A 12116-nucleotide genomic window follows, 5' to 3' on the forward strand; every position below is an offset into this window, starting at 1 on the left:
TCACACCTCCTTCTCTACATCGGGGGCGCCGTCGTCGTCGCCCGCTGCGCCGACCGTTGCCGGCTGGCGTTCGGCGACCGCGCGGCGGGCGCGCGGGCTGGGTGGGACCTGCAGATCCATCGGGGGCACCGGGAAGCTGCCCGGTGGGCGCGCCGCGAGCTGCTCCTCGATGGAGTAGACCCGTTCCTTCTTGCTCGCCGGCCAGAGCAGCGCGATGCCGAGCACGATGACCGCGGCCACGACGTAGACCAGGTAGCGCTGGCCACCGTCGATCTTGTCCTGGGTGACCCGCACCCCGGCCAGGAAGAGGATCCAGACCAGGCTGGCGGGGATGAGCCCCTTCCAGCCGAACCGCATGAACTGGTCGTAGCGCATCCGGGGCAGCGTCGCCCGCAGCCAGATGAAGCCGAAGAGCAGGATGAGGATCTTGCCGAACCACCACAGCAGCGGCCACCAGCCGGAGTTGGCGCCCTCCCAGAACGTGGTGATCGGGGCCGGGGCACGCCATCCGCCGAGGAACAGCGTGGTCGCGAACGCCGAGACGGTGATCATGTTGATGTACTCGGCGAGGAAGAACAGCGCGAACTTGAACGACGAGTACTCCGTGTGGAAACCGCCGACCAGCTCCGACTCCGCCTCGGGCAGGTCGAACGGGGCGCGGTTGGTCTCGCCGACCGCCGCGATGCAGTAGATGACGAAGCTGGGGAGCAGCAGGACGGCGTACCAGCTGGGTGCCGTCGGGTTCCAGCCCAGGATGTCGAAGCTGGTCGAGCCGTTGCCGGCCTGCGCCTTGACGATCTGCGACGTCGACATCGTCCCGGCCGTCATGAAGACCGCCACGATCGACAGCCCCATCGCGACCTCGTACGAGATCATCTGCGCACTCGACCGCAGCCCACCGAGCAGCGGGTATGTCGACCCGGACGCCCATCCGGCGAGCACCACGCCGTACACGCTCATCGAGGAGCAGGCGAGCAGCACGAGCACCGAGACCGGCACGTCGGTGAGCTGCAGCGCCGTGTGATGGCCGAAGATCGACACGACCGGGCCGAACGGGATGACCGCGAAAGCTGTGAAGGCGCAGGTCGCGGAGATCACCGGGGCGATGAAGTAGACCACCTTGTCGGCGGTCTTCGGGATGATCTCCTCCTTGAACGGCAGCTTGACGCCGTCCGTGAGGCTCTGCAACCAGCCCTTGGGCCCGACCTGGTTGGGGCCCGGCCGGACCGCCATCCGGGCCACGACCTTGCGCTCGTAGACGATGGTGAACAGCGTCAGCAGCAGCAGGACCACGAAGACGGCGAACAGCTTGATCAGCGTGATCCACCAGACGTCGTTCTCGAACGTCTGCAGCGTCGGATCCTGCGCCGCGGCGAGGATGTTCATCGGTTGGCCCCCTGCGCCAGGATCGGACCGGGCTTGACGACCGAGAGCCGCACGACGGCTCCGGACGTGACCCCGAGGCTGCGCCGCAGCGTGGAGCCCGGCGAGTTCGTCGGCAGCCACACGACCTGCGGCGGCAGTTCGGTGATCGCCACCGGCAGGGTGATCGCGCCGCGGTCGGTGCCGACCGTGACGGCGTCGCCGTCGGCGACCCCGAGCGACTCGGCCAGGTCCTTGCCGATCCGCACCACCGGCGGGCGGGCCGTCCCGGCGAGCACCTCGTCGCCGTCGAGCAGCGACCCGTTGTCGATCAAGTGGTGCCAGGAGGCGAGCACGGCCTCGTCCTTGCCGGGCTTGGGCAGGCTGCCCGCATCGAGTGCGGGCTGTGCCGGGCGGGCCGACCCGCTGGCCGGCATCGCGCCGAGCTCGCGGCGAATCGCCCCGACGTCGCCGGTGCCGAGCGTGACGTCCATCAGGGCACCGATCGCCTCGAGCACCCGGCCGTCGGTCATCGCGCCGGTCGGGAGCACGGTCTCGAAGGTGCGCAGGCGCCCCTCCCAGTCCATGAAGGTGCCGGACTTCTCGGCGGCCGGTGCGATCGGCAGCACGACGTCGGCGCGCCGGGTCACGGCGCTGTGCCGCAGCTCGACGCTGACCAGGAACGGCACCGCGTCGAGGGCCTGCTCGGCCAGCCGCGGGTCGGCGAGGTCGGCGGGGTCGACACCCGCCAGCAGCAGTCCGCCGAGCGTGCCGTCCGCGGCGGCCGCGACGATCGCGTCCGTGTCGCGGCCGACCGTCGCCGGCAGCGAGCCGGTCTCGAGATCCCAGGCCGTCGCGAGCTCCGCGCGGGCGCTCGCGTCGGTGACCGGTCGGCCACCGGGCAGCAGGTTCGGCAGGCAGCCCGCGTCGACAGCGCCGCGGTCACCCGCGCGCCGCGGCACCCAGGCGAGCCGGGCACCGGTCTTCGCGGCGAGCGACGCGGCGGCGGAGAGCCCACCGGGCACGCTCGCGAGCCGCTCCCCCACGATCAGGAGCGATCCCGGCTCGGAAAGCGCGGCGGCTACCGTCGCGTCGGTGCCGAGCAGTCGTGCCTCGTCACCGGGCACGGCGGCGACCAGGGTCGCACCGAGCTTCTCGAAGCCCCGGCTCAGGAACGGCGCCACCGCCGTCACCTTGAGCGACTTCTTCCCGTGCCCCTTGCGCAGGCGCAGGAAGAGGATCGGGCACTCCTCCTCGGGCTCGAGCCCGACGATGACCGCCGAGGGCGCGTCCTCGACGTCCTCGTACGTGACGTCGGTGACCCCGGCGACCGAGGCTGCCAGGAAGTCGGCCTCCTCGGCGGAGAGCGGGCGGGCCCGGAAATCGATGTCATTGGTGCCGAGCGCGACGCGGGCGAATTTCGCGTACGCGTACGCGTCCTCCACCGTGAGCCGCCCGCCCGTGAGCACCCCGACGCCCCGGCCCTTCGCAGCGGTCAGCCCCTCGGCCGCGGCGAGCAACGCCTCGGACCAGGAAGCGTCGCGCAGCTCACCGGTGGCGGCATCGCGGATCAGCGGCGTGGTGATGCGGTCGTTGGCGGTGGTGTAGCGGAAACCCCAACGGCCCTTGTCGCAGTTCCACTCCTCGTTGACCGCCGCGTCGTCACCGGCCAGCCGGCGCAGCACCTTGCCACGGCGGTGGTCAGCGCGGATCGCGCAGCCCGCGGAGCAGTGCTCGCACGCAGTCGGCGAGGAGACCAGGTCGAACGGGCGGGCCCGGAATCTGTACTGCTCGCCGGTCAGCGCGCCGACCGGGCAGATCTGGATCGTGTTGCCGGAGAAGTACGAGTTGAAGGCGACGTCACCCGGACCGTCACCGACCTGCCCGTCCCCGGTGCCGTCGCCGCCGAAGAAGTCATCGCGGTAGACGTTGATCTGCTCGCCGGACGAGCGGTCCATCAGGTCGATGAACTTGTCGCCGGCGATCTCCTCGGAGAAGCGGGTGCAGCGCTGGCAGAGGATGCACCGTTCCCGGTCCAGCAGCACCTGGCTGGAGATGTGGATCGGCTTCTCGTACTCACGCTTGTGCTCGTGAAACCGCGACTCCGTGCGCCCGCTGCTCATCGCCTGGTTCTGCAGCGGGCACTCGCCGCCCTTGTCGCAGGTCGGGCAGTCGAGCGGGTGGTTGGCCAGCAGCAGCTCCATCACGCCGCCCTGCGCCTTCGCGGCGACCGGCGAGCTGAGCTGGGTCTTGACCACCATGCCCTCGGCGACCGTCTGCGTGCAGGAGGCGACCGGCTTGCGCTGGCCCTCCACCTCCACCAGGCACTGCCGGCAGGCACCGGCCGGGGCCAGCAGCGGGTGGTCGCAGAACCGCGGGATCGCGATGCCCATCCGCTCGGCGACGCGGATGACGAGCTCGCCCTTGGCGGCCGTCACCTCCACGCCGTCGATGGAGAGCGTGACTTCATCGGTCTTCTTGGCGACGTCGGTCATCAGTGAGCACCTACCAAGGTCTTCGCGGACAGCCGCGGGGCCGTCCGCCCCTCGATGTAGCCGAGGTAGTCGTCCCGGAAGAACTTCAGCGTGGACATGACCGGGGTCGCCGCGCCGTCACCCAGACCGCAGAACGAGCGGCCGAAGATGTTGTCCGCGGTGTCCTGGAGGGTGTCCAGGTCCTGGACGGTGCCCTCGCCGGAGAGGATCCGGCGGTACGTGCGCACCATCCAGTAGTTGCCCTCGCGGCACGGAGTGCACTTGCCGCAGGACTCGTGGTGATAGAACTCCAGCCAGCGCCAGGTGGCGTACACCGGGCAGTCCTGGTCGGAGAAGATCTGCATCGCGGTCGTGCCGAGGATCGACCCGGCCGCGGCGACCCCCTCGAAGTCCATCGCCGTGTCGATGTGGTCGGCGGTGAGCAACGGGGTGGACGAGCCGCCCGGGGTCCAGAACTTGAGTTCGTGGCCCTCCTGCATGCCGCCCGCGAGCTCGATCAGCTCCCGCAGCGTGATGCCGAGGCCGCACTCGTACTGACCCGGGTTCTTCACCCGGCCGGAGAGCGAGTAGATCATCGGGCCGGCCGACTTCTCGGTGCCCATGCTCTTCCACCAGGCCGCACCGCCGAGCACGATGTACGGCACCGAGGCGATGGTCCCGACGTTGTTGACCACCGTCGGGCTCGCGTACAGGCCGGCCACCGCGGGGAAGGGCGGGCGCAGCCGGGGCTGGCCGCGGAACCCCTCGAGCGAGTCGAGCAGCGCCGTCTCCTCGCCGCAGATGTACGCGCCGGCGCCGCTGTGGATCACGAGGTCCAGGTCGAACCCGGAGCCGAGGATGTTCTCGCCGAGGTAACCCTTGGCGTACGCCTCGTTGACCGCGTGCCGCAGCCGCCGTGCCGCGTGCACCGCCTCGCCACGGATGTAGATGAACGCCCGGCTCGCACGGATCGCGTAAGCGGCGATGATCGCGCCCTCGATCAGCGAGTGCGGGTCGTACGTCATCAGCGGAACGTCCTTGCAGGTGCCCGGCTCGCCCTCGTCGGCGTTGATGACGAGGTAGTGCGGCTTGCCGTCGCCCTGCGGGATGAAGCTCCATTTGAGGCCGGTGGGGAAGCCCGCACCGCCCCGGCCGCGCAGCCCGGAGTCCTTGATCAGCGCGATCAGGTCGTCGGGGTGCACGTCGAGCGCCTTGCGCACCGCGGCGTACCCATCGAGTTGTTCGTAGTTCTCGATCTTCCAGGCGTCGGGCGAGAGCCAGCGCTTGGTGAGGACAGGGGTTAGTTTTTGGAGAACCTCACGCCTGGGCTGAGTCACTTTGTCTCCTCGTCCGAGCCTTTTCGGCTTGGGTTTTCCGCCGCGGGTGAGGCACTGCTGTCACCGGCTGGCTTGCCATCGCCGGCGGGCTGGTTGGCCGCCACCCCCGCCGATTCGGCCGGGTTCTGCGGCGCGGCGCCGGATTCGGGGAGCCCCGTCTTCGCGGCTCCCGTCGCGGGCGTCGATGCGGTGGTGTTGCGGTGCTCGGCCGTGCGTACCTCGGGGTCCTTGACGTCCCCCGCCTTACGGTGCTCGACCCGCTCCTCGACCTTGCCCACCACGGCCTTGACCGCGTGAGCCGCCTTCGCGACGAAGCCCTCCTTGGCCGGAGCCGCGGGCGCATTCGGCCCCGGGTCCTTGACGGCCTTGGCGGACTCGTCGCGAGCCGGCTTCGTCGTCGGGATCGCGGTGTCGATGTTGAAGTCGGCGACCGCGACGCCGTGCTCCTGCGCAAGGCTCACCCCCCGCAGCGACGGCGCACCGGCCCGGCCGTCGGCGACCGCGCCCTCCCGCTCGTCGGCGAAACCGGCGAGCTGGATCTGCATCTCCTTGAGCGTGCAGATCCGGGAACCGCGGGCCGGCGTCGGGCGCTCACCGCGACGCAGCTGCTCGGCCAGCTCCACCGCCGCGGCGGGTGTGGCCTGGTCGATCGCGTAGTCGTAGTTGACCGTCACGACCGGCGCGTAGTCACAGGCCGCGAGGCACTCGGCGTGCTCCAGCGTGATCGAGCCGTCCGCCGTGGTCTCGTCATGACCGACGCCGAGGTGCTCGACGAGGCCGTCGTAGACCTCCTGCCCGCCCAGCACGTTGCACAGGGTGTTCGTGCAGACGCTGATCAGGTAGTCGCCGGTCGGCCGGCGCTTGTACATCGTGTAGAAGGTCGCCACCGCGCCGACCTGCGCCTTGTTGATGCGCAGGATCTCGGCGCAGAACGCCACGCCGCCGGGGGTGACGTAGCCGTCCTCGGTCTGCACGAGGTGCAGCAGGGGCAGCAGCGCGGAGCGCTCCCGGCCCGTGGGGTAGCGGGCGAGGATCTCCAGCGCGGGGGCGAGGAGCTTGTCGGCGAGCGGCGCCGCAGCCGGGGAGAATTCCAGCGTTGTGTCGGACATCTATCGGTCACACCCACCCATCACGGGATCCAGGGAGGCGCCACCGGCGATGACGTCGGCCAGCAGCGCACCTTCGGCCATCGCGGGGATGGCTTGCAGGTTCACGAAGCTCGGATCGCGCATGTGCACGCGGTACGGATGCGTGCCCCCGTCGGAGACGGCGTGGACGCCGAGCTCTCCGCGCGGGGACTCGATGCCGACGTACACCTGGCCCGGGGGAACCCGGAAACCCTCGGTCACGAGCTTGAAGTGGTGGATCAGCGACTCCATCGACTGACCCATGATCTTGGCGACGTGCTCCAGCGAGTTACCCATGCCGTCGACGCCGATGGCCAGCTGGGCCGGCCACGCGATCTTCTTGTCGGCGATCATGACCGGGCCGGGGGTCAGCTTGTCCAGGGCCTGCTCGACGAGCTTGAGCGACTCGCGGATCTCCGCCATCCGGACCAGGTAGCGGCCCCAGACGTCGGCGGTCTGCGCGGTCGGCACGTCGAACTCGTAGTTCTCGTAGCCGCTGTAGGGCATCGTCTTGCGCAGGTCCCAGGCGAGGCCCGAGGCGCGCAGCACCGGGCCGGTGACGCCCAGCGACAGGCAGCCGGTCACATCGAGCACGCCGACGTTCTGCGTACGTTCCTGCCAGATGATCTGGCCGGACAGCATCGCCTCGTATTCCTTGAGCTTCTTCGGCATGTAGACGAGGAAGTCGCGGATCTTCTTGATCGCCGAGGCGGGCACGTCCTGCGCGACGCCGCCGGGACGGAAGTACGCGTGGTTCATCCGCAGCCCGGTGGTCTCCTCGAAGATGTCGAGGATGTATTCGCGTTCGCGGAAGCCGTACAGCATCATCGAGATCGCGCCGAGCTCCATGCCCGTGGTGGCGATCCAGACCAGGTGCGACGAGATCCGGTTGAGCTCCATGAAGAGCAGCCGGATCGTCCGCGCCCGGTCGGTGATCTGCTCCTCGATGCCGAGCAGCTTCTCGACCGCGAAGACGTACGCCGCCTCGTTGAACAGCGGCGCGAGATAGTCGGCGCGGGTGACGAACGTCGTGCCCTGGGTCCAGTTGCGGTATTCGAGGTTCTTCTCGATGCCGGTGTGCAGATAACCGATGACCGGGCGGGCCTCCGTGACGGTCTCGCCCTCGAGCTCGAGGACGAGCCGGAGCACGCCGTGCGTCGACGGGTGCTGCGGACCCATGTTGACAACGATCTTCTCGTTGCTGAGCGGGTCGATGCTGCCCGTGACCGTGTCCCAGTCGCCACCCGTGACGGTGAAGACGCGGCCCTCGGTGGTTTCGCGTTCGGTTGCGTATCCGGAAGTTGTCACTGGTAGACCCTCCGCTGGTCGGGAGGCGGAATCACGGCGCCCTTGTACTCGACGGGCACGCCGCCGAGCGGGTAGTCCTTGCGCTGCGGGTGGCCTTCCCAGTCGTCCGGCATGAGGATCCGGGTGAGGTTGGGGTGGCCCTCGAAGACGATGCCGAACATGTCGTACGTCTCCCGCTCCTGCCAGTCGGCGGTCGGGTAGACGGCGGTGACGCTGGGGACCGGGGTCCCGGGCGCCACGGCGACCTCCAGGCGGACCCGGCGGCGGTACGTCAGCGACGTCAGGTGGTAAGCGACGTGCAACCGGCGGTTGTCGGAGCCGAGATAGTCCACACCGGACACCGACGAGCAGAGCTCGAAGCGCAGGGACTCGTCGTCCCGCATGATCTGGCAGACCTCGGCGATCTTCTCCGGCGCGATGTGCAGGGTGAGCTCGCCACGGTCGACGATCACCTTCTCCACCGCGTCGGCGAAGGCCGGGTAGGCCTCCTCCAGCGCGTCGTGCACCTCGTCGAAGTAACCGCCGAAGGGCCGGGGGCTGTCGGCATTGGCCGGCCGGCGCCGGACCAGGCCACCGAAACCGGAGACGTCGCCGGTGCCGTGGATGCCGAACATGCCCTTGTCGGGACTCGCCGGGGTCTGTGCCGGGGCGCCCAGGTTCGCGCCTGCCGGTTCGGCGTTGGGTTCGACGCTCACTTTCCACCCTCCCGCAGGTGCGGCTGGAGCTTCATCCAGTTCTCGATGCGAAGCTGCTCCTCGCGGCCTTCCTTGACGGCCTGCGTCCACTCCGCACGACGCACCTTGTCGGCGCGGTAGGAAGAGGGCATCGCGCCGGGGGCCACGATCGGGACGTCGCCGCGCTCGCGCCGGGCCTCGAGCATCTTGCGGCCGTTGGGGCCGAGCGGCGTGGCCATGACCTTCTCGCGCATCTTGAGGATGGCGTCGATCAGCATCTCCGGCCGCGGCGGGCAACCCGGCAGGTAGATGTCGACCGGCACGATGTGGTCGACGCCCTGCACGATCGCGTAGTTGTTGAACATGCCGCCCGAGGAGGCGCAGACGCCCATCGAGATGACCGAGCGGGGCTCCGGCATCTGGTCGTAGATCTGGCGCACGACGGGGGCCATCTTCTGGCTGACCCGGCCCGCGACGATCATCAGGTCGGCCTGGCGGGGCGAGGCCCGGAAGACCTCCATGCCCCAGCGACCCAGGTCGTAGTGGGGGCCACCGGCCGCCATCATCTCGATGGCGCAGCAGGCCAGTCCGAAGGTCGCGCCCCAGAACGACGACTTGCGCGCCCAGTTGGACAGTTTCTCGACCGACGTAAGCAGGATGCCGCTGGGGAGTTTCTCTTCGATTCCCATAGCGCGCCTCTCAGTCCCAGTTGAGGCCGCCGCGTCGCCACACATACGTGTAGGCGATGAAGACGGTGACGATGAAGAGGACCATCTCGACAAACCCGAAGAGGCCCAGCGCCTCGAAGTTGACGGCCCACGGGTAAAGGAAAATCGTCTCGATGTCGAAGACGATGAACAGCATCGCGGTCAGATAGAACTTCACCGGGAACCGACCGCCGCCGATGGGCTGCGGCGCCGGCTCGATGCCGCACTCGTACGCCTCGAGTTTGGCTCTGTTGTAACGCTTGGGACCGACGATCGGGGCGATCGACACCGAGAAGAGGGCGAAGAGCGCGCCGAGGATCAGCAGCCCGACGATCGGTACGTAGGGATTGAGCGTCATACCGTCTCCTGCTCGACTGTTAGCCGCTTCACACTATTTGTGTGCTTTTGCCTGTTGTCGACCGGGGTGCCCCGATTTCTACACCGCCGGTGCCACCTTCGTGAGGGCATTGATGACCCGGTCCATGGCGTCGCCGTCCCGGGGGTCAGTGAGGTTCGCGAGCAGCTTCAGGACGAAGCGCATCAGCGTGGGGTGGGGCATGCCGTGCTTGGTGGCGAGCCGCATGATCTGCGGGTTGCCGATCAGCTTCACGAAGATGCCGCCGACGCGGTAGTAGCCACCGAACCGGTCCTTGAGCTCGGCCGGATAGGCGTGCAGTGCCCGCTCGCGGTCAGCACCGGCGGCGCGTGCGAGCGCCTGCACGGCGACCTCAGCGGCCAGTTCGCCGGACTCCATCGCATAGGCGATGCCCTCGCCGTTCATCGGGTTGACCATGCCGCCCGAGTCGCCGACCAGCAGCATCCCGCGGGTGTAGTGCGGCACGCGGTTGAAGCCCATCGGCAGCGCCGCGCCCAGGATCGGGCCATCGGCGTTGGCCTCGTCGCGCATCCCCCAGTCCTCGGGGGTGGTGGCGAGCCAGTCGGTGAGCAGCGACTTGTAGTTGGTCTTGCCGAACGCCGTGGACGAGTTGAGGATGCCGAGGCCGACGTTGACCCGGCCGTCGCCGAGCCCGAAGATCCAGCCGTAGCCGGGCAGCAGCCGGTCCGGGTTCTGGGCGCTGCGCAGCTCCAGCCAGGACTCGAGGTAGTTGTCGCCGTCCCAGCCGGGCGCGTTGTAGTAGCGCCGGACCGCGACGCCGAGCGGGCGGTCGTCGCGCTTGGCGAGCCCCATCGCGAGCGGGAGCTTGCCGGACACACCGTCCGCCGCGACGACCAGCGGTGCCCGATACTGAACGGGCTCCTTACCGGGACCGACCTTGGCCTCGACCCCGATGGCCCTGCCGTCGGCGTCCAGCACCGGGCCCGTGACGTTCACCCCGGTGCGGAGCAGCGCCCCGGCCTCGACCGCGCGCTTGGCCAGCATGTCGTCGAAATCAAGGCGGGTACGAACGAGACCGTAGTTGGGGAAGCTGGCGAGATCGGGCCAGTCGAGCTCGAGGCGAACCCCGCCACCGATCACCCGCAGCCCGCGGTTGTGCAGCCAGCCGGCTTTCTCGGAGGTGTCGATGCCCATGCGGACGAGCTGGCGGACGGCCCGCGGAGTGAGTCCGTCGCCACATACTTTCTCCCTGGGGAACTCCGTCTTTTCCAGGAGAAGTACTCTCAGCCCGTGCCTGGCCATGTGGTAGGCCGCAGCGGATCCGCCCGGCCCTGCTCCGACCACGATGACGTCAGCCTCGTCAGCGACGATCTCGTTCACGGCACACCTCCGCTTCACTGGACCAGTGAGACTTTCGCTAGTGAAACAGTTCACAAGCTGGTCCGGTTCGGAGTCTAAGACCGGCATCGAGACGGATCAGGGTTAGGGAACCCTAACTGTTTCGTGCTGATGAAATGCCCGCAATGCGAGGATCACTCTCCGTAGATAACGGGACGTCCTTGCACTCGCGGCGGACCGCCTCGACGTAGTCGCGGAATCGGCCCTCCAGGACCTCATCCAGCGACTCCACGAGCTCGTCCAGGAGCATTTGCGCATACGCGGGATTACTCACCGCAACGGTACGCAGGGCATCCGCCAGCTTCAGAGCTTTGCGCTCACCCTCGTCACGATCGTCGATCGGGACGTCGATATCCGCATCGTCGACGGTCAGGTCGATAGTCGTCATACACCGAGCTAACACCCGACAGGCCCACGAAACGGGCTAAAAGCCGTTTTTAGTTCCTTGTGGCGCGGTGCAGGGCGACAACACCACCGGTCAGATTGCGCCAGGCGACCCGACCCCATGCCCCGGACTCCTGAATGCGGGCGGCCAGCGCTTCCTGGTCGGGCCAGGCGCGAATGGATTCCGCGAGATAAACGTACGCATCGGGGTTGCTCGACACCGCGCGCGCGACCGACGGCAGATTCCGCATCAGATACGACAGGTAGACCGTGCGGAACGCCGCATTGGTGGGACTGCTGAACTCGCACACCACCAGGCGCCCGCCCGATCGGGTCACCCGGGCCAGCTCACGCAGAGCAGCCCCGGTGTCGACGACGTTGCGCAGGGCGAAGGAGATCGTGACAGCGTCGAACGTGTCGTCGGCGAAGGGCAGCTTGAGCGCGTCCCCGGCGACCAGCGGCACCTTGCGCCCGCTGCCCCGCCCGGCCCGCAACATTCCCGTGGAGAGATCCGCGCCGACCGCATACGCCCCGGAGCGTTCCAGCTCCTCGGTCGACACCCCGGTGCCGGCGCCGACGTCGAGCACCCGCTCGCCGGGCCGCAGGGCCAGCGCCGCCCGGGTGGCCCGCCGCCAGCCACGGTCCTGTCCGAAGGAGAGCACCGTGTTGGTCAGGTCGTACCGCTGGGCCACGCCGTCGAACATCTCGGCGACCTCATGCGGCTGCTTGTCCAGGTCTGCGCGCGTCACACCACGAGTTTGCCCCACGCGGACACAGAACGGGCGGGATGGTGACCCATCCCGCCCGTTCCTTACGCGTTATATATACGACCGCCATCGGTCGGGTCCGCACCCACCCCGCCGGCGGTCAGATGCCTCGGCGACGCTTCAATCTTGCTTGTTACCAGGGCAACGTAACCAGCGAGAACGCGCTGTACCAGAGCCAAACACCCCTCGTTACCGAGGAGCAATCCACCCCTGTTCGGCAGGCCCACGGGCACCTGGCCGA

General features: G+C 68.7%; 11 protein-coding genes. All 11 read right to left on the reverse strand.

Annotated elements, in window-relative coordinates:
- The 11 genes from nuoH to Aco04nite_RS41860 all read right to left on the reverse strand — a co-directional run bounded on the left by nuoH (position 1) and on the right by Aco04nite_RS41860 (position 11857).
- Positions 1-1386: an NADH-quinone oxidoreductase subunit NuoH gene (gene nuoH / locus Aco04nite_RS41810; RefSeq protein WP_213002713.1), complete on the reverse strand. Its 1386-nt coding sequence runs from the start codon at positions 1384-1386 to the stop codon at positions 1-3.
- Positions 1383-3857, reverse strand: coding sequence for an NADH-quinone oxidoreductase subunit G (locus Aco04nite_RS41815; protein WP_213002714.1), 2475 nt, complete (start codon positions 3855-3857; stop codon positions 1383-1385). The genes nuoH and Aco04nite_RS41815 overlap by 4 nt, the downstream gene beginning before the upstream one ends.
- Positions 3857-5173 (reverse strand): NADH-quinone oxidoreductase subunit NuoF, encoded by a 1317-nt coding sequence (nuoF, locus tag Aco04nite_RS41820; protein WP_213002715.1) that lies wholly within the window; start codon positions 5171-5173, stop codon positions 3857-3859. Before nuoF ends, Aco04nite_RS41815 begins: the two co-directional genes overlap by 1 nt.
- Positions 5170-6282: an NADH-quinone oxidoreductase subunit NuoE gene (gene nuoE, locus Aco04nite_RS41825; protein WP_213002716.1), complete on the reverse strand. Its 1113-nt coding sequence runs from the start codon at positions 6280-6282 to the stop codon at positions 5170-5172. The genes nuoF and nuoE overlap by 4 nt, the downstream gene beginning before the upstream one ends.
- Positions 6283-7608: an NADH-quinone oxidoreductase subunit D gene (locus Aco04nite_RS41830; protein ID WP_213002717.1), complete on the reverse strand. Its 1326-nt coding sequence runs from the start codon at positions 7606-7608 to the stop codon at positions 6283-6285. It abuts the gene before it with no gap.
- On the reverse strand, positions 7605-8303 hold the full coding sequence (locus Aco04nite_RS41835) for an NADH-quinone oxidoreductase subunit C (RefSeq protein WP_213002718.1): 699 nt from the start codon (positions 8301-8303) through the stop codon (positions 7605-7607). The genes Aco04nite_RS41830 and Aco04nite_RS41835 overlap by 4 nt, the downstream gene beginning before the upstream one ends.
- Entirely contained in the window at positions 8300-8971 is a 672-nt protein-coding gene (locus tag Aco04nite_RS41840; protein WP_203836836.1) for a NuoB/complex I 20 kDa subunit family protein, read from the reverse strand. Before Aco04nite_RS41840 ends, Aco04nite_RS41835 begins: the two co-directional genes overlap by 4 nt.
- 10 nt (positions 8972-8981) lie before the next feature.
- Positions 8982-9347 (reverse strand): NADH-quinone oxidoreductase subunit A, encoded by a 366-nt coding sequence (locus tag Aco04nite_RS41845; protein ID WP_067494557.1) that lies wholly within the window; start codon positions 9345-9347, stop codon positions 8982-8984.
- Positions 9348-9425: 78 nt separating this feature from the next.
- Positions 9426-10706: a geranylgeranyl reductase family protein gene (locus Aco04nite_RS41850; protein WP_213002719.1), complete on the reverse strand. Its 1281-nt coding sequence runs from the start codon at positions 10704-10706 to the stop codon at positions 9426-9428.
- A gap of 112 nt (positions 10707-10818) precedes the next feature.
- Positions 10819-11112, reverse strand: coding sequence for a hypothetical protein (locus tag Aco04nite_RS41855; RefSeq protein WP_213002720.1), 294 nt, complete (start codon positions 11110-11112; stop codon positions 10819-10821).
- A 49-nt stretch (positions 11113-11161) separates the two neighbouring features.
- Positions 11162-11857, reverse strand: coding sequence for a demethylmenaquinone methyltransferase (locus tag Aco04nite_RS41860; RefSeq protein WP_438874990.1), 696 nt, complete (start codon positions 11855-11857; stop codon positions 11162-11164).
- Positions 11858-12116 lie beyond the last annotated feature (259 nt).

The organism is Winogradskya consettensis, assembly GCF_018332715.1.
In the GTDB taxonomy this organism is placed as follows: Bacteria; Actinomycetota; Actinomycetes; order Mycobacteriales; family Micromonosporaceae; genus Actinoplanes; species Actinoplanes consettensis.